This is a genomic window from Pseudomonas sp. Irchel 3E13, from assembly GCF_900187455.1.
GTDB lineage: Bacteria > Pseudomonadota > Gammaproteobacteria > Pseudomonadales > Pseudomonadaceae > Aquipseudomonas.
In genome coordinates, this window is sequence record NZ_FYDX01000005.1 from 358,357 (window position 1) to 384,621 (window position 26,265).

A 26,265-nucleotide genomic window follows, 5' to 3' on the forward strand; every position below is an offset into this window, starting at 1 on the left:
TTGATACGACCCACCCATGGTCACGCCGATCAGCAAGGACACACCCCATGAATGCCGAACACGCCCAGAAACTCGCCCGTCGCTTTGTCGAGTTGCCTGCCGAAAAACGCAGCCTGTTCCTCGATGCGCTGCGCCGCGAAGAGGTGGACTTCGCCCTGTTTCCCATCCCTTCCTGTGAAGGCGTGGCCGGGCGTGACGGGTTGTCTTATGCCCAGCAGCGCATGTGGTTTCTCTGGCAGCTCGACCCCCTGTCCGCCGGCTTCAACCTGCCGATTTCCGTCTGCCTCAACGGCGCCCTCGATATCCCCGCGCTCGAGCGCGCCTTCGGTTTGCTGGTAGAGCGCCACGAAAGCCTGCGCACCACCTTCTTCCAGGATGACGAACAGGCCACGCAGCGTGTCGCCGCTGCCGCGCCGGTGCGTATCGAGGTCCGCGATGTCGCGGGCTCGCTCCAGGTCCGCGAGGCGATGGCCGAGGAGGCGAATCGGCCCTTCGATCTGGAGCAGGGCCCGCTGTTCCGCGTGCAGTTGCTCCGACTCGCCGCCGACCGCTTTATTTTGCTGCTGACCCTGCACCACATCATCACCGACGGCTGGTCCATGGGCGTGCTGCTGGACGAGTGCATGGGCTACTACGATGCGCTGGCGCAAGGCCTCACCCCGCAGATCCAGCCGCTCGCCGTGCAGTACCGCGATTACGCCCTGTGGCAGCGGGCCTGGCTGGAAGCCGGCGAGCAGGCGCGGCAACTGGAGTACTGGCGCGGTCACCTGGGCGACGAGCACCCCGTGCTGGAAATGCCCGCTGACCGTCCTCATCCCGCCGTGCCTAGCCAGAAGGGCCGGCACCTGGATATCGCCCTCGACGGCGACCTGCTGAAAAACCTGCAAGCCCTGGCCCAGCGCCAGGGCGTCACCCTGTTCGTGGTGTTGCTGGCGTCGTTCAAGGTGCTGCTGCACCGCTACAGCGGCCAGACCGATATTCGTGTCGGCGGCCTGATCGCCAACCGTACCCGCAGCGAAACCGAGGGCCTGATCGGCTTCTTCGTCAACACCCAGGTGCTGCGCAGCGAAGTGCGCGGCGACAGCCGTTTCGCCGATCTTCTGCAGACCGTGCGCCAGGCTGCGCTGGGCGCTCAGGCCCATCAGGAGCTGCCGTTCGATGCACTGGCCGACGGTCTGCAAGTGGCCCGCGGGCAGAGCCGCAACCCACTGTTCCAGGCCATGTACAACCACCGGCCACAGGCCAATGACATCGGCGGCAATCAACTGGCCTGCGGCCTGCGGGTCGAAGGGCTGGACGCGGAGCAACTGGCGGAAGACAACCGCGACCACGCCATCGCCTGTGACCTGATGCTGGAAACCACGGGTGAAGGCGAGCACCTGACGGCGTCGTTCACCTACGCCACCGACCTGTTCGAGCGCCCGACCATCGAGCGCATGGCCGGCCACTGGCGCAATCTGCTGCGCGCCCTGTGTGCCGACGCCAATGCCCGGTTGGGGGCGTTGCCCATGCTGGGCGCGGAAGAACGCGCCTTTCTGGTCGAGGGCTGTAATCAGAGCGCCCATGAATACCCGCTGGAGCGCAGTTATGTGGCGCTGTTCGAAGAGCAGGTCGCCGCGCATCCCGAGCGCATCGCCGTCTCGTGCCTTGAGCGTCAGGACACCTACGCCGAACTCAACGCCGCCGCCAACCGCCTCGGCCATGCGCTGATTGCGGCGGGCGCTGGCTTCGATCAACCGATTGCTTTGCTGGCCGAGCGTGGCCCGGACCTGCTGGGCATGATCGTCGGCAGCTTCAAGGCCGGCGCCGGCTACCTGCCGCTGGACCCGGCCTTGCCGAACCAGCGCCTGAGCGGTGTGATCGCGCAGAGCGGTGCGCCGGTGCTGGTGTGCAGCGCCGAGTGCGAGGCGCAGGCCCGCGAACTGTTGGCCGCGCTGGAAAGCCCGGTGCACCTGCTGGTCTGGGAACAGGTCCAGCAGAGCGGGGTGTCTGTGGATAACCCTGGCCGCTACAGCGCCCCGGACAACCTCGCCTACGTGATCTTCACCTCTGGTTCCACCGGCCTGCCGAAAGGCGTGACGGTCGAGCAGCGCGGCATGCTCAACAACCAGTTGAGCAAGGTGCCGTATCTGGATTTGAGCGACTCCGATGTAATCGCGCAAACCGCCTCGCAGAGCTTCGATATTTCCGTCTGGCAGTTCCTCGCCGCGCCGCTGTTCGGTGCCCGCGTGGATATCGTGCCGAACGAAATCGCCCGCGATCCGCAGGCGCTGCTGGCTCACGTTCAAGCGCAAGGCATCAGCGTGCTGGAAAGCGTGCCGTCGTTGATCCAGGGCCTGCTGGCCGAAGAGCGCGTCAGCCTCGACGGCCTGCGCTGGATGCTGCCGACCGGCGAAGCCATGCCGCCTGAACTGGCTCGCCAGTGGCTGCAACGTTATCCACAGATCGGTCTGGTAAACGCCTATGGCCCGGCCGAATGCTCGGACGACGTGGCGTTCTTCCGCGTCGATCTGGATTCCACGCAAAGCACCTACCTGCCGATCGGCACGCCGACCGACAACAACCTGATCTACCTGCTGGACGACGCGCTGGAGCTGGTGCCGCTGGGTGCCGTCGGCGAGTTGTGCGTGGCGGGTACAGGCGTCGGTCGCGGCTATGTCGCCGACCCGCGTCGCACCACACCGGTGTTCGTGCCGAACCCGTTCGGCGCGCCGGGCGAGCGGCTCTACCGCACCGGCGACCTGGCACGCCGCCGCGCCGATGGTGTTCTCGAATACGTCGGCCGCGCCGACCATCAGGTGAAAATCCGCGGCTACCGCATCGAGCTGGGCGAAATCGAAACCCGCCTGCAAGAGCATCCGGCGATCCGCGAAGCGGTGGTGCTGGATATCGACGGTCCACAGGGCAAGCAGCTTGCGGCGTATCTGGTCGCCCGTGGTGAGGTCGATGCCGAGGCGCTGCGCGAGGATCTGAAAGCCGCACTGAAGGCGAGCCTGCCGGACTACATGGTGCCAACCCACTTCGTGCTGCTGGCCGCCATGCCGTTGACCCCGAACGGCAAGCTCGACCGCAAGGCGCTGCCGAAACCGGACACCACCCAGTCGCAAACCGCCTATGTCGCGCCGGTCACTGAGCTTGAGCAACAACTGGCGGCGATCTGGGCCGAGGTGCTGAAGATCGAGCGCGTTGGCCTGAATGACAGCTTCTTCGAGCTGGGCGGCCATTCGCTGCTGGCCGCGCAGATGATCGCGCGGATCAAGAAACACCTGAGCGTCAGCCTGCCGCTGCGCACTCTGTTCGAAAAGCCGCTGCTGAGCGAGCTGGCCGCCGAAGTGGCGGCGCTGACGACGACCACGACTGACGATGACTGGGACGACATGGACCAGTTCATGGATTCTCTGGAGGAAGTAGGAGCATGAGCGGGACCACAACTGCACGTATCGCCAAACGTTTTGTCGGTATGTCCCTCGACCAGCGCCGCCAGTTCCTCGCCAAGCTTCGCCAGGACGGCAAGGATTTCAGCCTGCTGCCCATCGCGGAAAGCCGCCATGACGTCGCGCTGATCCCGCTGTCCTACGCCCAGCAGCGCCTGCTGTTCCTCTGGCAGCTCGACCCGTCCAGCGACGCCTACAAGATGACCACCGGCCTGCGCTTGCGCGGGCAACTCGATGACCGTGCCCTGCAACGCGCTTTCGACCTGCTGCTGCAGCGCCACGAAGTGCTGCGCACGGTGTTCCGCAGCGATGGCGAGCAGCCGTGCCAGGTGATCCTGCCGTCGTTGTCGATGACTGTGGAACGCAGCGACCTGCGCGCCGTCGCCGCTGACCAGCGCGATGCCGAACTGGTCCGCCAGGTCGGCGCGGCCACCGCGCGGCCCTTCGACCTGATCAACGGGCCGCTGCTGCGCGCCAACCTGTTCCAGCTCGGCGCCGAGGATTTCGTGCTGGTGGTGAGCATGCACCACATCGTTTCCGACGGCTGGTCGATGGACGTGATGGTCAAGGAGTTCGCCCAGAGCTATCAGGCGTACAGCCAGGGCAGCGAGCCCAACCTGCCGGCGCTGCCGCTGCAATACGCCGACTACGCCATCTGGCAACGCAGTTGGCTGGAGGCTGGGGAGGGCGAGCGGCAACTGGATTACTGGCAGCGTCAGTTGGGTGACGAGCAACCGCTGCTGGAGGCCGCCCAGGATTTCCCGCGGCCTCCAAGCCAGAGCTTCCGTGGCGAGCGCCTCGCCTTCGATTTCGGCGTGGAGCGTTCGCAGCGCCTGAACGCCTTCGCCCGTGGCCAGGGCATGAGCCTGTTCATGCTGGTGCTGGCGGGCTTTTCGCTGTTCCTTTCCCGTCAGTCCGGGCAGCGCGATATCCGTATCGGCGTGCCCAACGCCAACCGTGGCCGCGCGGAGACCGAGGGCCTGATCGGCTTCTTCATCAACACCCAGGTGCTGCGTTGCCAGATCGACGAGCGCCTGAGCTACCTCGATCTGCTCGGTCAGATTCGCGAAACCTCGTTCGATGCCCAGGCGCATCAGGACGTGCCGTTCGAGCAATTGGTGGACCGCCTGGCGCCGGAGCGCAGCCTCGGCCACAACCCGCTGTTCCAGGCCAAGTTCAACCAGAACGTGGTGCTCAAGCAGGAGCTGTCGCTGAAGTTGCCGGGCCTGGAGGTCAGCGAGTACCCGCTGCACCGCGAGGGCGCGCACTTCGACCTGGCGCTGGACATCACCGACGACGGCACGCTGATCCACGGCGACCTGACCTACGCCAGCGACCTCTACCAGCGCAGCACCGTGGAAGCGTTCATCCCGTCGCTGCTGGCGCTGTTCGATGAACTGCTGGAAGCGCCACGGGCGCCGCTGCTCAGCCTCGGCGCCCTGCCGCAGTCGCAAGCGCAGGCACCGCTGGCCGACGCGCCGCTGGTGCTGGAACAGTGGAACCGTCATGTCGCGCAGCGGCCCGATGCCCTGGCCGCGCGCTGCCTGAGTGAAAGCCTGAGCTACCGCGAACTGGACGAAGCCGCCAACCGTCTGGCCCAGCACTTGTTGGCGCTGGGCGTCAGTCCGGGCCAACCGGTGGCGCTGCTGATGGAGCGCTCGCTGGAATGGCTGACCGCGTTGCTGGCGACCCTCAAGGTCGGCGCGGTGTACATGCCGCTGGACGCCAAGGCACCGGAGGCGCGCCTGCAACAGATGCTCGAACGCGCCCGTGCGCGGGTGCTGCTGTGCGCCGCGGGCGATGCGCGGCTGACCTCGCTGAAGGTCGACGGTTGCGCCGCGCTGGCCTACGACCCGCTGACCTGGCAGGCGCAGCCGGCCACCGCGCCGGCACTGAACGTCGACGCCGAGACCCCGGCCTACGTGATCCACACCTCCGGCTCCACCGGCCTGCCCAAGGGCGTGCTGGTCAGCCACGGTGCCTTGGCCAGCTATGTGCGCGGCCTGCTCACGCGCCTGGAACTGGCGCCGGAAGCGAGCATGGCGCTGGCCTCCACCATCGCCGCCGACCTCGGCCACACCGTGCTGTTCGGCGCGTTGTGCGCCGGTCGCACCCTGCATGTGCTGCCGGAAGCGCTGGGCTTCGACCCGGATGCGTTCGCCGACTACATGGCGACCCACCAGGTGGGCGTGCTGAAGATTGTCCCCGGCCACCTCGCCGCGCTGTTGCAGGCATCCCGTGCCGCCGACGTGCTGCCGCGTCATGCCCTGATCGTCGGCGGCGAAGCCTGCCCGACGGGGCTGGTGGAACAGGTTCGACGCCTGCGTCCGCAGTGCCGTTTCATCAACCACTACGGCCCCAGCGAAACCACGGTCGGCGTACTGACCCACGAAGTCGGCGCGGAAGATCCGCTGCCCCAGGTGGTGCCGGTCGGCACGCCGCTGCCGGGCGCCTGCGTGCGGGTCCTGGACGACGTGCTCAACGGCGTGGCGCCGCGGGTGCCGGGCGAGTTGTATATCGGTGGCGACAGCGTGGCCCTGGGTTACCTCGGCCAGCCGGCGCTGACCGCCGAACGCTTCATTCCCGATCCCCATGGCCCGGCGGGCGCGCGGCTGTACCGCAGCGGCGACCGGGTCCGGTTCAACCACCAGGGGCAACTGGAATTCATTGGCCGTGCCGACGATCAGGTGAAGATTCGCGGTTACCGCGTCGAGCCGGCGGAAGTTGCGCGCGTCCTGCAAGCCTTGCCGGCGGTGGCTCAGGCGGTGGTGCTGGCCGAGCCGCAGGACGGCGACGAGTCGCGCCTGCAACTGCTGGCCTGGTGCGTGGTCAGCGGCGTACAGGCCGAGGCCCTGCGCGAGCAACTGGCCGAGCGCCTGCCGGAGTATATGGTGCCGGCGCAGATCGTCCTGCTGGAGCAATTGCCGCTGACCGCCAACGGCAAGCTCGACCGCAAGGCCCTGCCCAAGCCGGGCGCGGTCAAGCAGCGCTATGTCGCCCCGCAAGGCGAGATCGAGGAAAAGCTCGCGGCCATCTGGTGCGACGTGCTCAAGCTGGAACAGGTCGGCAGCACCGACAACTTCTTCGAGCTGGGCGGTGACTCGATTCTCAGCCTGCAAATCATCGCCCGGGCCAAGCGCCAGGGCCTCAAGCTCAGCCCCAAGCAACTGTTCGAAAAACAGACCATCGGCCAACTGGCCTCGGTGGCCAAGCTGATCGAGAAAAAGGCGGTCGCCGCGGTGGTCGAGCAGATCAGCGGCAACCTGCCGCTGCTGCCGATCCAGGCGCGCTTCTTCGAACTGGACATTCCCGCGCGCCAGCACTGGAACCAGTCGGTGCTGCTCACCCCGACCCAGCCGCTCGACGCCGCGCACCTGCTGGCGGCGCTGTTGGCGCTGGTCGAACAGCACGATGCGCTGCGCCTGAATTTCGCCCGGCAGTACGCCGGCTGGCAGGCGGTGTTCGCGCCGCTCAACAGCGCCGAACTGCTGTGGACCCGCGACCTCGACGATGCCTCCGGCCTCGAGGCGCTGGCCGATGAAGCCCAGCGCAGCCTCGACCTGAAAAACGGCCCGTTGCTGCGGGCTTTGCTGGTCAAGCTGCCGGCCGGCGAACAGCGCCTGCTGCTGGTGATCCATCACCTGGTGGTGGACGGGGTGTCCTGGCGCGTGTTGCTGGAAGACCTGCAACAGGCCTACGGCGCCATCGCCGCCGGCCGCGCGCCGGGCCTGCCGGCCAAGAGCACGTCGCTCAAGGCCTGGGCGGAAAAACTGCATGGCTATGCCGCCAGCCCGACGCTGGAAGCCGAGCGTGATTACTGGCGCGCCACCCTGGCCGGCGCCGAAGACGCGCTGCCGCGTGACAACGCCCAGGCCAAGCCGCGGATTGCCGACGCCGCCCATGCCGCGTCGCACCTGAGCGCGGAACTGACCGCGCAACTGCTCAAGGTTGCCCCGGCGGCCTACCGCACCCAGGTCAACGACCTGCTGCTGACCGCCCTGGCCCAGGTGCTGTGCCAGTGGAGCCAGCAGCCGTCGGTGCTGATCCAGTTGGAAGGCCATGGCCGCGAAGACCTCTTCGAGGACGTCGACCTGAGCCGCACCGTGGGTTGGTTCAGCAGCCTGTTCCCGGTCCGCCTGACGCCCGCGGCCACCGCCGCTGCTTCGATCTGCGCGATCAAGGAACAACTGCGCGGCGTGCCGGCCAAGGGCATCGGCTTCGGCCTGCTGCGTTACCTCGGTGATGTCGATTTCGCCCATGAACTGGCGGCCCTGCCGCAAGCGCGGGTGACCTTCAACTACCTGGGCCAGTTCGACGCCAGCTTCGATCGCCAGCACGGCGCGCTGTTCGTGCCGGCCAGCGAAAACGGCGGCCAGCCGCTGTGCCCGGAGGGCCCGCTGGGCAACTGGCTGAGCATCAATGGCCAGGTCTATGACGGCCAGTTGCGCCTGGAATGGGCGTTCAGCCGCGAAATGTTCCAGCCCGCCACCATCGAAGCCCTGGCCCGCGACTACGAGCGGACCCTGACCGCGCTGATCGAACATTGCGTGGCCGGCCACCAGGGCGTCACGCCCTCGGACTTCCCGCTGGCGACCCTGAGCCAGGCGCAACTTGATCGCCTGCCGGTGCCCGCCGCCGGTATCGAGGACATCTACCCGCTGTCGCCAATGCAGCAGGGCATGCTGTTCCACAGCCTCTACGCGAAAGAGGCCGGCAACTACATCAACCAGTTGCGGGTGGACGTCGAGGGCCTGGATGCCGCACGTCTGCGCGCGGCCTGGCAGGCGCTGCTGGATAACCACGAAGTGCTGCGCAGTGTTTTCGTCACCGAGGGCGACCAGCCCTTGCAAGTGGTGCAGCGCGAGGTGGAGCTGGCGTTCGTCGAAATCGACGCCCGCGAACAGGCCGACCGCGACACCTGGATCGACGACTGGGCCCGCGCCGAGCGCGACCACGGCTTCGAACTGGCCGAAGGCCCGCTGCTGCGGCTGGCGCTGGTCCGTACCGGGGATAACCGTCATCAACTGATCTACACCAGCCACCACATCCTGATGGATGGCTGGAGCAGTTCGCGGATGCTCGGCGAAGTGCTGCAACGCTATGCCGGCGCGCCGATTTCGCGTCAGGGCAGCCGCTACCGCGACTACATTCGCTGGCTGCAAGGCCAGGATGCCGCGGCCGGCCAGCGTTTCTGGCGGGAGCAACTGGCTGACCTGAACGAGCCGACGCGGCTGGCCCAGGCCTTCAAGGGCGCCGCCGATGGCGAGGGCTACGGCGAGTACCTGGAAGACCTCGACGCGGACTTGTCCGGTCGCCTCGGCGAGTTCGCCCGCGATCAGCGGGTCACGCTGAACACTCTGGTGCAGGCCGCGTGGTTGCTGCTGCTGCAACGCTACACCGGTCAGTCCAGCGTGACCTTCGGCGCCACCGTGGCCGGGCGTCCGGCCGAGCTGGCGGGTGTGGAAGAGCAGCTTGGCCTGTTCATCAACACCTTGCCGGTGGTGGGCAGCCCGCGTTCCGAGCAGCGCGTCGCCGACTGGGTGCAACAGGTGCAGGGCCAGAACCTCGCCCTGCGCGAGTTCGAGCACACGCCGCTGTACGACGTGCAGCGCTGGGCCGGCTGGGCGGGCGAAGCGCTGTTCGACTCGATCCTGGTGTTCGAGAACTACCCGGTGTCCGAGGCGCTGCAACAGGCCGCGCCAGACGGGCTGGTGTTCGGCGATGTGCACAGCCAGGAGCAGACCCATTACCCGCTGACCCTGGTGGTCAACACCGGCGAACGCCTGTCGCTGCGCATCAGCCACGACCGACGCCACTTCGGCGAGCAGGCGGTGGCGCAACTGGCGGCGCATTTCAATCATCTGCTGGGCGCGTTGATCGTCGATGCCGCCGCGCCGCTGGGCGAACTGGCCCTGCCAAGTGGCTGGCAGCAGGATGTGGCGCGTTATCCGAGCGAGCAGTGCGTTCATCAGATGATCGAAGCCCAGGCGGCCCGCGTGCCGGACGCCGTGGCGCTGAGCTTTAGCGGCGAGCACCTGACCTACGCGGCGCTCAATGCCCGGGCCAACCAGCTTGCGCATAAACTGCGCGAGCAAGGCGTGGGGCCGGATGTGCTGGTCGGGCTGTCGGTCGAGCGCGGGTTCGAGATGCTGGTCGGCGTGCTGGCGATCCTCAAGGCGGGTGGCGCCTATGTGCCGCTGGACCCGGATTATCCGCAGGACCGGCTGAGCTACATGATGGAGGACAGCGGCATCAAGCTGCTGTTGGCCCAGTCTCATCTGCTGTCGAACTTGCCGGTTCCAGAGGGCGTGCAAAGTCTCAAATTGGACGAGTCGCTGGACGGCTACAGCATTGAAAACCCGGTCCACCTGACCTCGCCGGACAACTTGGCCTATGTGATCTACACCTCGGGTTCCACGGGTAAACCAAAGGGCACGCTGCTGCCGCATCACAACGTGCTGCGCCTGTTCAAGGCCACGGATGAGTGGTTCAACTTCGACGGAAACGATGTCTGGACTCTGTTCCACTCCTACGCCTTCGACTTCTCGGTCTGGGAGATTTTCGGCGCGCTGATGTACGGCGGCCGTCTGGTGGTGGTGCCGCGTGAAGTGACCCGTTCGCCGGAAGACTTCCACCAGTTGCTGGTTTCCGAAAACGTCACCGTGCTGAACCAGACGCCATCGGCGTTCAAGCAATTGGCGCGGGTGGCCTGTGAGTCGTCCGCCGAACTGGCGCTGCGTTATGTGGTATTTGGCGGCGAAGCGCTGGATATCGGCAGCTTGCAGCCCTGGTTCGAGCGTTTCGGCGACCAGAAACCGCAACTGATCAACATGTACGGCATCACCGAAACCACGGTGCACGTGACCTATCGTCCGATCAGCAAAACCGACCTGTTGCAGGCCGATGTCAGCCCAATTGGCGTGGCCATCCCGGACCTGTCGTGGCATGTGCTGGACACTGATTTCAACCCGGTGGCCTTGGGCGTCAGCGGTGAGTTGCACGTCGGCCACGCCGGCCTGGCCCGTGGTTACCACAACCGCGCGGCGCTGACCGCCGAGCGCTTCGTGCCGAACCCGTTCGCCAAGGACGGCAGCCGCCTGTACCGCACCGGCGACCTGGCGCGTTACCGCGCCGAGGACGTGATCGAATACGCCGGGCGCATCGACCATCAAGTGAAGATTCGCGGGTTCCGTATCGAGCTGGGCGAAATCGAAGCGCGCCTGCAAGAACATGCGGCGGTGCGCGAGGTGATCGTGCTGGCGGTGGAGGGCCCGAGCGGGCAGCAACTGGCGGCGTATCTGGTGCCAAGCGCGCTGGAACAGGATCAGCACGAACTGCGCGAAACCCTGAAGGCGCACCTGAAAGCCAACCTGCCGGACTACATGGTGCCGACGCACCTGATCGTGCTCGACGCCATGCCACTGACCGCCAACGGCAAGCTGGACCGCAAGGCCCTGCCCAAGCCCGATGCGGCGCAACTGCAAGGCGAGTATGTGGCACCGGTCAGCGAACTGGAGCAGCAACTGGCGGCCATCTGGGCCGAGGTGCTGAAAGTCGAACAGGTCGGCCTGACTGACAACTTCTTCGCGCTGGGCGGCCACTCGCTGCTGGCGACCCAGGTGGTGTCGCGTGTGCGCCAGCAACTGGGGTTGGAACTGTCGTTGCGCAACCTGTTCGAGGCCGAGGATCTGGCCGCGTTCGCTGCGGCAGCCGGGCAGGGCGCCGCCAACAGTGCCCCCGCGTTTACCCACGCTGATCGCCACCAGCCGCTGCTGTTGTCTTACGCCCAGCAACGCCAGTGGTTCCTCTGGCAACTGGAGCCGGACAGCGCCGCCTACAACATTCCCGTCGCCTTGCGCCTGAAGGGCTCGCTGGATATCGAAGCGCTGGAGTCGAGCTTCGCCGCCCTGATCGCCCGCCACGAAACCCTGCGCACCACCTTCCGCCAGGACGGCGAGCAGGCGGTGCAGGTGGTGCATCCGGCAGCGCCGTTCGTGCTGGCGGTGGAGCAACTGGCGCCGGGCGAAACCCTGCGGGTCTGTGTCGAGCAGGAAGTGCAGCGGCCGTTCGATCTGCAACAGGGGCCGCTGCTGCGGGTCAAGTTGCTGCACCTGGGCGAGCACGAGCATGTGCTGGTGCTGACCCAGCACCACATCGTCTCCGATGGCTGGTCGATGCCGATCATGGTCGATGAACTGGTGCGCCTGTACGAAGGCTTCAGCCAGGGTCGGGAAACCCCGCTCGGCGCCTTGCCGATCCAGTACGCCGACTATGCCCTGTGGCAACGCACCTGGATGGAAGCCGGCGAGAAAGCCCGGCAACTGGACTACTGGACCGCGCAATTGGGCGGCGAGCAGCCGGTGCTGGAATTGCCGATGGACCGCCCACGTCCGGCGATCCAGCAACTGGCGGGTGCGCGCTGCGCCATCGCGCTGGACGGCGCATTGGTAGAGAACCTCAAGCAGGTGGCGCGGCAGCAGGGCGTGACGCTGTTCATGCTGTTGCTGGCGTCGTTCCAGACCCTGTTGCACCGTCACAGCGGCCAGGCCGATATCCGCGTCGGCGTGCCGATTGCCAACCGCACCCGGGCCGAGACCGAGGGGCTGATCGGCTTCTTCGTCAACACCCAAGTGCTCAAGGCCGAATTCGCCGCGGGCGAGACCTTCACGCAACTGCTGCAACAGGTCAAACAGACCGCGTTGCAGGCCCAGGCCCATCAGGAGTTGCCGTTCGAGCAGTTGGTGGAAGCGTTGCAGCCGCAGCGCAGCCTCAGCCACAGCCCGCTGTTCCAGGTGATGTTCAACCACCAGACCGAGGTCAAGGGCGCGGGCCGCGAGCTGCCTGGCCTGACCGTCGAAGGGCTGGAGTCGGACAGCCACGCCGCACAGTTCGACCTGACCCTGAACACCTCCGAGCATGCCCGTGGCCTGTTTGCCGAACTGAGTTACGCCACCGCGCTGTTCGACGCCGCGACCATCGAGCGTCTGGCCGGACACTGGCGCAACCTGCTGCAAGGCATCTGCGTCGATGCCGGTCAGCGGGTCGCGGCCTTGCCGCTGCTGGACGCCGCCGAGCGCCAGCAGATTCTCGTCGAGTGGAACCGCAGCGAGGCCGATTACCCGCGTGAACAGTGCCTGCCGGCGCTGTTCGAGGTTCAGGTGCTGGCGACGCCGGATGCCAAGGCGTTGGTGCTCGGTGATGCGTCGCTGAGTTATGCACAACTGAACTCCCGCGCTAATCAACTGGCCCACAAGCTGCGCGAACTGGGCGTGGGCCCGGACGTGCTGGTAGGTGTCGCGCTGGAGCGTTCGCTGGAAATGGTGGTTGGCCTGCTGGCGATCCTCAAGGCCGGCGGCGCCTATGTGCCGCTGGACCCGGATTTCCCGCCGGATCGCCTGGCTTACATGATGGAAGACAGCGGCCTGAAACTGCTGCTGACCCAGTCCTCGCTGCTGGCGCAACTGCCGGTTCCGGCCGGCATCGCCAACCTGTGCCTGGACCAGGACGGCGACTGGCTGGATGGCTACGGCCAGGACAACCTGGCGGTGCTCGCTGGCCCGGACAATCTGGCCTACGCCATCTACACCTCCGGTTCCACCGGTTTGCCCAAAGGCGTGACCATTCACCATCAGGCGCTGGTCAACTTCCTCAGCAGCATGGCCGATCAGCCGGGCATCACGGGCGAAGATCGGGTCCTGCAACTGACCTCGCTGTCCTTCGATATCGCCGGTTTGGAACTCTACCTGCCGCTGATTCGCGGCGCCGCGGTGGTGCTGCTGAGCACGCACCAGAACAAGGACCCACAAGCGCTGCTGAACGTGATCGCCAGGCAGAACGTGACGGTGATCCAGGCCACGCCATCGAGCTGGCGGATGATCCTCGACGTGGCACCGACTGGCGCACTGGCCGGCAAGACCCTCCTTTGCGGCGGCGAAGCGCTAAGTGCCGAACTGGCCCAGCGCCTGATCGATCAGGCCGGGCATGTATGGAACGTCTACGGCCCGACCGAAACCACTATCTGGTCGGCGCGCCATTACCTCACCGAAAGCGACGACGTGTGGCTGGGCAAGCCACTGGCCAACACCACGCTGCATATCATCAGCGACGATCTCGACGTGCTGCCGATAGGCGCCCGTGGCGAGTTGCTGATCGGCGGCGACGGCCTGGCCCGGGGTTATCACCAGCGCCCATCGTTGACCGCGGAGCGCTTTATTCCTGATCCGTTCTCCAGCAATGGCGGCCGCCTGTACCGCACCGGCGACCTGGCGCGTTACCACGCCAATGGCGTGATCGAGTACGCCGGGCGTCTCGATCATCAAGTGAAGATTCGCGGTTTCCGTATCGAACTGGGCGAGATCGAGGCACGGCTGCTGGAGCACCCAGCCGTACACGAAGCGGTGGTGATCGATATCGAGGTCAGCGGCCACAAGCAGTTGGCGGCCTACCTGATCGGTGACGAAGACAGCACCGCGCTGCGCAGCGAACTCAAGACCCATCTCAAGGCGGGCCTGCCGGACTACATGGTGCCGAGCCACTTGGTGTGGCTGGAAAAAATGCCGCAGACCCCCAACGGCAAGCTGGACCGCAAGGCCCTGCCCAAGCCCGATGCCAGCCCGCTGCACAACGTCTACGTGGCGCCGGTCAGCGAACTGGAACAGCAACTGGCCGCGCTCTGGGCCGAGGTGCTGAACGTCGAGCGCGTGGGGCTGACCGACGACTTCTTCGAGCTGGGCGGGCATTCGTTGCTGGCGGCGCAGCTAATTTCAAGAATCCATTTCGGCCTCGGTATCGATGTACCGCTGCGCCTCATTTTCGAGAAACCGCAATTGAACGATTTTATCCAGGCATTCGAGAGCACCGGTCTGTCGCTGACCGAAGACGGCTTGTCCGATATCGAAAAAATGATGAACGAAATGGCAGGAGCCTGAGATGGACAAGACGACCGCAGAGCGCATTGCCAAACGTTTCGTCAGCCTGCCGCTGGAGCAGCGTCGGCAGATTCTCGACAAGATGCGCGAGACCGGGCAGAGCTTCCGCCTGTTGCCGATTGCCGTGACCCGCACTGACGTGCAGCGCATCCCGCTGTCTTACGCGCAGCAACGCATGCTGTTCCTCTGGCAGATGGAGCCGGACAACAGCGCCTACAACGTGCCGATGGCGGTGCGCCTGAGCGGTGCACTGGACGCAGCGGCACTGGCCGGCGCCCTGGAGCAACTGGTCCAGCGGCATGAAACCCTGCGCACCCGCTTTGTCTCGGTGGACGGTGAGTTCCATCAGGAAATTCTTGAACAGGCGCCGGTGACCCTGGAGGTGGTGGAGGTTTCCACCGGGGTCACCGAGGACGCGGAAACCACCCTGAAAGCGTTGGTCGAAGCCGAGATGCAGGCGCCGTTCGACCTGCTCAGCGGCACCTTGCTGCGGGTCAAATTGTTCCGCCTCGGCACCGCCGAACATGTGCTGACCCTGTGCATGCACCATGTGGTGTCCGATGGCTGGTCGAGCCAGTTGCTGGTGCGCGAATTCGTCCAGCTCTATCAGGCGCGGATCAGCGCCATCGTCGCGGCGCTGCCGGCCTTGCCCGTGCAGTACGCCGACTACGCCATCTGGCAGCGCGCCTGGCTGGAGGCCGGGGAGGGCGAGCGGCAGTTGCAGTACTGGAAACAGCAATTGGGCGACGAACAGCCGGTGCTGGCGCTGCCGCTGGACCACGACCGTCCGCAGCAACCCAGCTACCGTGGCGCGGTGGTGCGCGCCGACCTGTCGGCGGCGCTGTCCGACCAGCTCAAGCGCGTGGCGCGCAGCCAGGGCGTGACGGTGTTCATGCTGACCCTGGCCGCGCTGTCGGTGGTGCTGTCGCGCTACAGCGGCCAGGCCGATATCCGCATCGGCGCGCCCAACGCCGGCCGCACCCGCGGCGAGCTGGAAGGGCTGATTGGCTTCTTCATCAACACCCAGGTGCTGCGGGTGCAGGTCGATGAGCGGCAGACGTTCGCCGAGTTGCTGGAGCAGGTGAAACAGGTGGTGACCGGTGCGCAATCGCACCAGGAATTGCCCTTCGAGCACCTGGTGGATGCCCTGGCGCCCGAGCGTAACCTGGGCCACAACCCGCTGTTCCAGTTCAAGATCAACCAGCAGGTCTTCAGCGCGGACGAGGGCGACGATGCCGAGCGCGGCGTCGATGGCCTGAGCGTGGACAAATACGCCTTCGGCGCCACCGATGCGCGCTTCGACCTGGCTTACGACTTCATCGATACGCCTCAGGGCCTGCGCGGTTACTTCACCTACGCCACCGACCTGTTCGAGGCGGCGACCATCGAGCGGATCGTCGCCTCGCTGCGCGGCGTGCTGGAAAACCTCGTCGCGCACACCGGCGACACGCTGCTGGCGCACGCCGAGCCCGCCCCGCTGTTGGCGACACCGCCGGCAGCGACGGTCAGCGCCAATGGCTTCCTTTCGCTCTGGCAGCAAGGTTTGCTGGCGGGCCAGGACAAGCCGGCCCTGCGTTCGGGCGAGCAGGTTTTGAGCTACGCGCAACTGGACGCGCAATCCAACCAGCTTGCGCATTACCTGCGAGCACAAGGCATTGGCGCCGGCATGACCGTGGCGCTGTGCCAGGAACGCGGTATCGAGTGGGTGACCAGCCTGCTGGCCGTGCTCAAGCTGGGCGCGGTGTACTTGCCGCTGGATACCCGCCAGCCGCTGGAGCGCCTGCAACAACTGACGCGGGACAGCCGCGCCGCGCTGCTGATCCATGCCGCCGGATACGACGCTTCGTCCTTCGACCACTGCCCGACCCTGGCCTGGGACGTCAACCTGTGGGCCGCCAACCCGAGCAGCGCGCCTGAGGTCACCATCAGTGCGAGCCAGCCGGCCTACATCATCTACACCTCCGGTTCCACCGGTCAGCCCAAGGGCGTGGTGATCAGCCACGGCGCCTTGAGCAATTACGTGCAGGGCGTGCTGGAGCGCCTGGAGCTGAGCGGCGAGGGCAGCATGGCGATGGTTTCGACCATTGCCGCCGACCTCGGTCACACCCTGTTGTTCGGCGCCCTGGCGTCGGGCCGCACGCTGCACCTGCTGTCCCATGAACATGCCTTCGACCCGGACAGCTTCGCCGCCTATATGGCCGAGCACCGGATCGAGGTGCTGAAGATCGTGCCGAGCCATCTGCAAGGCCTGTTGCAGGCGGCGAAGCCGGCGGATGTGCTGCCGGCGCAGTTGCTGATCCTCGGTGGCGAAGCCAGTAGCTGGAACCTGGTCGAACAGGTCCGCGCGCTGAAACCCGGCTGCCGGATTCTCAACCACTACGGCCCGACCGAAACCACGGTGGGCATCCTCACCCACAAAGTGGGTGCCGTTATTGACGGCTGCCGCAGCGTTCCGGTCGGCCAGCCGCTGGCGGGCGCCCGGGCGCGGGTGCTGGACGCCTGGCTGAATCCGGTGGCCGAGCGGGTCGCGGGCGAGCTGTACCTGGGTGGCGCCGGTCTGGCCCAGGGTTATCTGGGCCAGCCGGCGTTGACCGCCGAGCGCTTCGTGCCGGACGCCGATGGCCAGCGCCTGTACCGCTCCGGCGACCGCGCACGGCATGTGCCGGGTGGGCTGGAATACCTGGGCCGTGCCGACGATCAGGTGAAAATTCGCGGCTACCGCGTCGAGCCGGGCGAGGTCGGCCATGTCCTGCGCGGCCTGGACGGCGTCGCCGAAGCCGTGGTGCTTGCGCTGCCGCAGGACGGTGACGAATCGCGTCTGCAACTGGTGGGCTACTGCGCCGCCGCCAGCGGCGTGACCCTGCAGGCCGAAGCGTTGCGCCAGCAACTGGCGGCCAACCTGCCGGAATACCTGGTGCCCGCGCAGATCCTGCTGCTGGAGCGCCTGCCGCTGACCGCCAACGGCAAGCTGGACAAGCGCGCGCTGCCCAAGCCGGGGGCAATCAAACAGGCGTACACCGCGCCGGTGGGTGAGATCGAGGAAAAACTCGCCGCGGTCTGGGCCGATGTGCTCAAGCTGGAGCGGGTCGGCACCACCGACAACTTCTTCGAACTGGGCGGCGACTCGATCCTCAGCCTGCAAATCATTGCCCGGGCCAAGCGCCAGGGCATCAAGCTCAGCCCCAAGCAACTGTTCGAAAAACAGACCATCGGCCAACTGGCCGCGGTGGCCAAGCTGATCGAGAAGAAAGCCGCCGCCCCCGTGGTCGAGCAACTGAGCGGCAACCTGCCGCTGCTGCCGATCCAGGCGCGCTTCTTCGACACCGACATTCCCCAGCGCCAGCACTGGAACCAGGCGGTGATGCTCAAGCCGACCCGCGCACTGGACGCCGTGCACCTGCAACTCGCCCTGCATGCGCTGGTCGAACAGCATGACGCCCTGCGCCTGAGTTTCGTGGCGCAAGCGGCGGGCTGGCAGGCGAGTTTCGCCGCGCTCAACAGCCCAGACCTGCTGTGGGTGCGCGAACTGGAAGCGGCTGCCGACCTGAACGCGCTGGCCAACGAAGCCCAGCGCAGCCTCGACCTGAGCAACGGCCCGCTGCTGCGCGGGGTGCTGGTGAACCTGGCGCAGGGCGAGCAGCGCCTGCTGCTGGTGATCCATCACCTGGTGGTGGACGGGGTGTCCTGGCGGGTGCTGCTGGAAGACCTGCAACAGGCCTATGCCGCGCTGGCGGCGGGCAAGACGGTGGTGCTGCCGGCCAAGAGCAGTTCGCTCAAGGCCTGGGCGGAAAAACTCCACGGCTACGCCGGGAATGCCGCCCTGGAACAAGAACTGGGCTGGTGGCAGGCGCAGTTGCACGGCGCCAGCGACAGCCTGCCGTGGGATCACGCCGAAGGCAGCCAGCAACGCCAGCACGCAATCTCGGTGAGCACCCACCTGGATGCCGCGCTGACCCGCAAACTGCTGCAGGACGCGCCCGCCGCCTACCGCACGCAGATCAACGACCTGCTGCTGACCGCGCTGGCGCGGGTCATCAGCCGCTGGACCGCTCGTGCCGATGCCGTGATCCGCCTGGAAGGTCACGGCCGCGAAGACCTGTTCGACGATATCGACCTGAGCCGCACCGTCGGCTGGTTCAGCAACCTGTACCCGGTGCGCCTGACGCCGGGGGCGTCGTTGGACGGGTCGATCAAGGCGATCAAGGAACAACTGCGGGCGATTCCCGACAAGGGCATTGGCTACGGCGTGCTGCGTTACCTGGGCACTGAGCCGGTGCGTGCGTCCCTGGCGCAACTGGCCCAGGGCAGCATCGTCTTCAACTACCTCGGCCAGTTCGATGGCAGTTTCGATGCCGGCGATGCGCTGTTCGCGCCGTCCGGCGAAGCCTCTGGCGACAGCCAGGACGCCGCCGCGCCGCTGTCCGCACCGATCAGCATCAACGGCCAGGTGTATGGCGGCGAGCTGGACCTGAGCTGGAGCTTCAGCAGCCAGGTGTTCGAGCGCGCGACCATCCAGCGACTGGCGGATGAGTACGCCGCCGAACTGCGCCAGTTGATCGAGCATTGCACCGCTGCTGGCGTGGCGGGGATGACCCCGTCGGACTTCCCGCTGGTGAGCCTGACCCAGGCCGAGCTTGACCACTTGCCGGTGGCCGCTGGCGATGTACAGGACATCTACCCGCTGTCGCCGATGCAGCAGGGCATGCTGTTCCACACCTTGTACGAGGAGGAGGCGGGTAACTACATCAACCAGTTGCGGGTGGAGGTCGAGGGCCTCGACGTGCCGCGTTTCCGCGCGGCCTGGCAGGCGTTGCTGGATCAGCATGACGTGCTGCGCAGCGTATTCCTCAGCGACCTGCGGCAGCCCGTGCAAGCGGTGTTGCGCCAGGTCGAGGTGCCTTTCGTCGAACTCGATGTACGGGGGCAGGCGGAGCAGGGCGCGTGGATCGAGCAGTGGGCGGTGGCGGAGCGCGCGCGTGGCTTCGTGCTGGAACAGGGCCCGCTGCTGCGTCTGGCGGTACTGCGCACTGGCGAGCGCAGCCATCAACTGGTCTACACCTGCCACCACATTCTCATGGACGGTTGGAGCACCTCGCGGATGCTCGGCGAGGTGCTCCAACGCTACAGCGGTCACAGCATGGCGTCTCACAGCGGACGCTACCGCGACTATATCGAGTGGTTGCAGCGTCAGGACGGCGCGGCCAGCCGGGACTTCTGGACTCGCCATCTGGAGGGGCTGGAACAGCCGACCCGTCTGGCCCGGGCGCTCAGCGCGCCGGTTGGCAGCGACGGTTATGGCGAACAGGTCCATGGCCTGGACCCGCAGCAGACCCAACGCCTGAGCGATTTCGCCCGCGAACAGCGGGTCACCCTCAACACCCTGGTGCAGGCCGCCTGGCTGTTGTTGTTGCAGCGCTACACCGGCCAGGCCAGCGTAGCCTTCGGTGCCACTGTGGCCGGTCGCCCGACCGAACTGCCGGGGATCGAGGAGCAGCTTGGGCTGTTTATCAACACCTTGCCGGTGCTGGGCAGCCCGCGCCCGGAACAGACCGTGGCCGAGTGGCTGGCGCAGGTGCAGGAGCAGAACCTGGCCCTGCGCGAGCACGAGCACACGCCGCTCAACGACATCCAGCGCTGGGCCGGGCGGGGTGGTGAGGCGCTGTTCGATTCGATCCTGGTGTTCGAGAACTACCCGGTGTCCGAGGCACTGGAGCAGACCGCGCCGCAAGGCCTGGTCTTCGGCAGGTTGATCAACCAGGAGCAGGCGCACTATCCGCTGGCGCTGGTGGTCAATGTCGGCGCCGCGCTGTCGATGCGCCTGAGCCACGACCGCCGGCAATTCAGCGATGAGGTGGTGGCGCAATTGGCGCGGCATCTCGATCACCTGTTGCAGGCGCTGATCCGCGATGCCCAGGCCCCGCTGGGCGAACTGCCGTTGCTGGACGCCGCCGAGCGTCAGCACCTGCTGCATGACTGGAATGACACGGCAGTGGCCTTTGCCGACGCCCCGATTCATGACCTGATCGAAGCGCAGGTGCAGGCCACACCGGACGCCGTGGCGCTGATCCTTGGCGAGCAGCAACTGAGCTACGCCGCGCTGGATCGTCAGGCCAATCGTCTGGCGCACCGTCTGCGTGAACTGGGCGTGGGCCCGGACGTGCTGGTGGGAATCTCGCTGGAGCGCAGCCTGGAAATGGTCGTCGGTCTGTTGGCGATCCTCAAGGCCGGCGGCGCCTATGTGCCGCTGGACCCGGCGTACCCGCGTGAGCGTCTGGACTACATGCTGCGCGACAGCGGCATTCGCCTGTTGCTGACCCAGTCTTCGCTGCTGGCGCAATTGCCGGTGAGCGAGCAGGTGCGCAGCCTGGAACTGGACCTGCTGATCGACTGGCAGGACAGCACTGACATCGCGCCGCCGCAGGTTCACCTGCACCCGGACAACCTCGCCTACGTGATCTACACCTCCGGCTCCACTGGCCGGCCAAAAGGCGTGGAAATCCGCCATGGTGCGCTGACCAACCACATGCTGTGGATGCAGAACGAGCTGAAACTGGCACCGCATGACCGTGTCTTGCAAAAGACCGCCTTCAGTTTCGACGCCTCGGTTTGGGAGTTCTGGCTGCCGCTGCTCAACGGCGCGCAACTGGTACTCGCCAGCCCGGCGCTGAGCGATGATTTGTCGTTGCTCTGGAGCGAAGTGGCCGATCACCAAGTCAGCACCCTGCAACTGGCGCCGTCGGTACTTCAGGCGCTGTTGCCGGAAGTGAAGGGTGGCCAACTGGATTCGCTGCGCACCCTGGCCTTCGGTGGCGAGGGGCTGAGCGCGGCGCTGGTGGAGCAGTTGCGTCAACAATGGAATGGTCAGGTCTACAACCTGTACGGCCCGACCGAAGCGACCATCGATACCAGCAGCCTGCTGATCGAAGGTCCGGTGGACACTGCGATCGCCGCCATTGGCCGACCGATCAGCAACGTGCGCACCTATGTGCTGGACGCCAATTTGCAAGTCTGCCCGGTGGGTAGCGCTGGCGAACTGTATGTCGGCGGCGACTCGCTGGCCCGTGGTTATCACCAGCGTCCCGACCTGACCGCCGAGCGCTTCGTGCCGGATCCGTTCACGCCGGGCGCCCGTCTGTACCGCACCGGCGACCTGGTGCGCTACCGCGCCGACGGCGTGATCGACTACCTCGGCCGTATCGACCATCAGGTAAAGATTCGCGGCTTGCGTATCGAACTGGGCGAAATCGAAGCGCAGATCCTCCGGCATGCCGCCGTCCGCGAGGCGGTGGTGCTGGCGAAGGAAAATGGCACCGGCACGCAGTTGGTGGCGTACCTCGTCGCCGATCAGGATCAGCCTGCCGTGGCCGATCTCAAGGCGCTGCTGGCGCAGGATCTACCGGCCTTTATGGTGCCGGCGCAGTGGCTGTTCCTCGATCAATTACCGCTGACCCCGAACGGCAAGCTCGACCGCAAGGCCCTGCCACAGCCGGACGTTGCTCAGGCCCAGGCGACCTATGTCGCGCCACGCAGCGAGCTGGAACAGCAACTGGCGGCGATCTGGTGCGATGTGCTCAAGCTGGAGAAGGTCGGTCTGACCGACAACTTCTTCGAGCTGGGCGGCGACTCGATCATCTCCATTCAAGTGGTCAGCCGTGCCCGTCAGGCCGGGATCTTCTTCACGCCCAAGGACCTGTTCCAGCGCCAGACCGTGCAGAGCCTGGCCGCGGTGGCGCGTCTGGCCGAAGCCACGGTCATCGATCAGGCCGCCGTGGACGGTGCGGCGCCGCTGACGCCAATCCAGCACGGGTTCTTCGAAAGCGACATCCCGCAGCGCCACCACTGGAACCAGGCGGTGATGCTCAAACCGTCCCGAGTGCTGCAAGCGGCCTTGGTGGAAAAAACCTTGCAGGCGTTGCTGGTGCAACACGATGCCTTGCGCCTTGGCTTCTCCCTGGAAAACGGTGCCTGGAACGCTGTCCACGGCCAGCGCAACGACAGTGGGCTGCTCTGGCAACGCCAGTTGAAGCATGCCGATGAGCTGGAGCCGTTGGCTCAGCAAGCCCAGCGCAGCCTCGACCTGGAGCGCGGTCACCTGCTGCGTGCGGTGCTCGCGGAACTGCCCGATGGCTCGCAACGCCTGCTGCTGGTGATCCATCACCTGGTGGTGGACGGCGTGTCCTGGCGCATCCTGCTGGAAGACCTGCAGAACGCTTATGCCGCGCTTTCCGAGGGCAAGCCGGTGGCACTGCCGGCCAAGACCAGTTCGTTCAAGCGCTGGGCCGAGCACCTGAGTGACTATGCCCGCAGCGCCGAACTGGAGCAGGAGCTGGGCTACTGGCAGGCGCAACTGTCCGATGTCAGCGATGAACTGCCGGACCGCAAGGCAGGTGCCGAGGCGAGCAGCCGGAATGTCGCCAGCGTCACCACCCGGCTGGACCGCGAGCTGACCCGGCAACTGCTGCAGGATGCCCCGGCGGCCTACCGTACACAGATCAACGACCTGCTGCTGACGGCACTGGCCCGGGTGATCTGTGCCTGGACCCGGCAACCGTCGGTGCTGATCAAGCTGGAAGGGCATGGCCGCGAAGACCTGTTCGAAGCGCTGGACATCACCCGCACTGTCGGCTGGTTCACCACGGTCTACCCGGTCAGGCTCAGCCCGCGGCCGGCCCTGTCCGACTCGATCAAGACCATCAAGGAACAACTGCGGGCGATCCCCAACAAGGGCATCGGCTACGGCGTGCTGCGCCACCTGGGCAGCAGCGCCGCCCGTGAAGCGCTGGCCGGTCTGGCCCAGGGTGCGATCGTCTTCAACTATCTGGGCCAGTTCGACGGCAGCTTCGCCGAGGAGGACGGCCTGTTGCGGCCGTCTGGCGAGAGCAGCGGCGACATGCACAGCCTCGATGCGCCGCTGGACAGCCTGATCAGCGTCAGCGGCCAGGTCTATGGCGGCCAGCTCGAACTGAAATGGCGCTTCAGCACCGCGGTGTTCGAGCACGAACTGTTGCAGGGGCTGGCCGATCAGTACGGCGCCGCGTTGCGCCAGGTGATCGAACACTGCGTGCACGCCGAGAGCGCCGCGGCGACGCCTTCGGACTTCCCGCTGGCCAACCTCGACCAGCAGGACATCGACGGCCTGCGTATCGCCCCGGCGGAGATCGCCGATATCTACCCGCTGTCGCCGATGCAACAGGGCATGCTGTTCCACAGCCTGTACGAGAAAGAAGCGGCCAACTACATCAACCAGATGCGGGTGGATGTGCGCGGTCTGAATGTCGCGCGCTTCAAGGCGGCCTGGCAGGCGGTGATCGACCAGCACGACGTGCTGCGGGCCAGCTTCGTCAGTGACCTGCGCAAACCGCTGCAAGTGATCCGCAAGCAGGTGGTCGTGGCGCTGACCGAGCAGGACTGGCGCACGGTGGAACATGGCGCCGCGGCGCTCGAAGCCTGGGCCGACGCCGACCGTCAGCGCGGTTTCGACCTGGAGCAGGAAGCGCTGCTGCGCCTGACCCTGCTGCGCACCGGCGACGACAGCCATCACCTGATCTACACCAGCCATCACATCCTGATGGACGGCTGGAGCAGCTCGCGCCTGCTGGGCGAGGTGCTGCAGCGTTATCACGGCCAGGTGCCCGCGCAGTCGGCGGCCCGCTACCGGGATTACATCGAATGGCTGCAACGTCAGGATGCCGTGGCCAGCGAAGCCTTCTGGAGCGTGCAACTCGCCGCGCTGGAAACGCCGACCCGGCTTGCCGACGTGCTGAAGCCGCAGGCCGCGCTGGACGGTTATATCGACCGGCATTACGCACTCGACCGCGAGCAGACGCTGCGACTCAACGCCTTTGCCCGTGAGCAGCGGGTGACCCTGAATACGCTGGTGCAGGCTGCCTGGCTGTTGCTGCTGCAACGCTATACCGGCCAGGCCAGCGTGACGTTCGGCGCCATCGTCGCCGGACGTCCGGCGGAGTTGCCGGGGATCGAGGAGCAGCTTGGCCTGTTCATCAACACCCTGCCGGTGGTGGGTAGCCCGCGCGCCGAGCAGTCGGTGGCGGATTGGGTGGGCGAGTTGCAGGCCCTCAACCTGGCCCTGCGCGAACATGAGCACACGCCGCTCTACGATATCCAGCGCTGGGCCGGTCACGGTGGCGAAGCGTTGTTCGATTCGATCCTGGTGTTCGAGAACTACCCGGTTTCGGAGGTGCTGCAGCAGGCGGCGCCGGAAGGGCTGGCGTTCGGCAGCGTGATCAATCAGGAGCAGACCCACTATCCGCTGACCCTGGTGGTTCAGGCCAACGAGACGCTGGCAGTGCGCTTCAACTTCGATCGCCAGCGCTTCAGCGAGGACGGCATGGTGCGGCTGGTCGGGCATTTCGATCAGGTGCTGCGTGCCCTGGCTGGCGATGCCCAGGCCCCGCTGGGTGAGCTGTCGTTGCTGGACGCCGCCGAGCGTCAGCACCTGCTGCATGACTGGAATGACACGGCAGTGGCCTTTGCCGACGCACCGATTCAGGACCTGATCGAAGCCCAGGTGCACGCCACACCGGACGCCGTGGCGCTGATCCTTGGCGAACGGCAACTGAGCTACGCCGAACTGGACCGTCAGGCCAACCGCCTGGCGCATCATCTGCGTGAACTGGGCGTGGGTCCTGATGTGCTGGTGGGAATCTCGCTAGAGCGCAGCCTGGAAATGGTCGTCGGCCTGCTGGCGATCCTCAAGGCCGGCGGCGCCTATGTGCCGCTGGACCCGGCATACCCGCGTGAGCGTCTGGATTACATGCTGCGCGACAGTGGCATTCGTCTATTGCTGACCCAGTCGTCGCTGCTGGCGCAACTGCCGGTGAGCGAGCAGGTGCGCAGTCTGGAACTGGACCTGCTGATCGACTGGCAAGACAGTACCGATATCGCGCCGCCGCAGGTTCGCCTTCAAGCGGACAACCTCGCCTACGTGATCTACACGTCCGGCTCCACTGGCCGGCCAAAAGGCGTGGAAATCCGCCATGGCGCGTTGACCAACCACATGCTGTGGATGCAGAACGAGCTGAAACTGGCGCCGCATGACCGCGTGCTGCAGAAGACCGCGTTTAGCTTCGACGCTTCGGTTTGGGAATTCTGGCTGCCGCTGCTCAACGGCGCGCAACTGGTGCTCGCCAGCCCGGCGCTGAGCGATGACCTGTCGTTGCTCTGGAGCGAAGTGGCCGATCACCAGATCAGCATCCTGCAATTGGCGCCGTCGGTACTTCAGGCGTTGCTGCCGGACGTGAAGGGCGGCCAACTGGATTCGCTGCGCACCCTGGCCTTCGGTGGCGAGGGGCTGAGCGCGGCGCTGGTGGAGCAACTGCGTCAGCAATGGAACGGCCAGGTCTACAACCTGTACGGCCCGACCGAAGCGACCATCGACACCAGCAGCCTGCTGATCGAAGGTCCAGTTGATACCGCGATCGCCGCCATCGGCCGACCGATCAGCAACGTGCGCACTTATGTGCTGGATGCCAACTTGCAAGTCTGCCCGGTGGGCAGCGCTGGCGAGCTGTACGTCGGCGGTGATTCGTTGGCCCGTGGTTATCACCAGCGTCCCGACCTGACCGCCGAGCGCTTCGTGCCGGATCCGTTCACGCCGGGCGCCCGTCTGTACCGCACCGGCGACCTGGTGCGCTACCGCGCCGACGGCGTGATCGACTACCTCGGCCGCATCGACCATCAGGTAAAGATTCGCGGCTTGCGTATCGAACTGGGCGAAATCGAAGCGCAGATCCTCCGGCATGCCGCCGTCCGCGAGGCGGTGGTGCTGGCGAAGGAAAATGGCACCGGTACGCAGTTGGTGGCGTACCTCGTCGCCGATCAGGATCAGCCTGCCGTGGCCGATCTCAAGGCGCTGCTGGCGCAGGATCTACCGGCCTTATGGT

The 26,265-nt window shown here is 66.2% G+C and carries 3 protein-coding genes; all 3 read left to right on the forward strand.

Going from position 1 to position 26,265, the window contains the following annotated elements:
* The first annotated feature begins 47 nt into the window (after window positions 1-47).
* Window positions 48-3,419: a non-ribosomal peptide synthetase gene (locus tag CKW37_RS10710; protein ID WP_095155661.1), complete on the forward strand. Its 3,372-nt coding sequence runs from the start codon at window positions 48-50 to the stop codon at window positions 3,417-3,419.
* Entirely contained in the window at window positions 3,416-14,362 is a 10,947-nt protein-coding gene (locus CKW37_RS10715) for a non-ribosomal peptide synthetase (protein ID WP_095155662.1), read from the forward strand. Before CKW37_RS10710 ends, CKW37_RS10715 begins: the two co-directional genes overlap by 4 nt.
* Before the next feature lies 1 nt (window position 14,363).
* Window positions 14,364-26,265 (forward strand): non-ribosomal peptide synthetase (locus CKW37_RS10720; protein ID WP_095155663.1); only part of this gene is annotated, 11,902 nt, incomplete at its 3' end.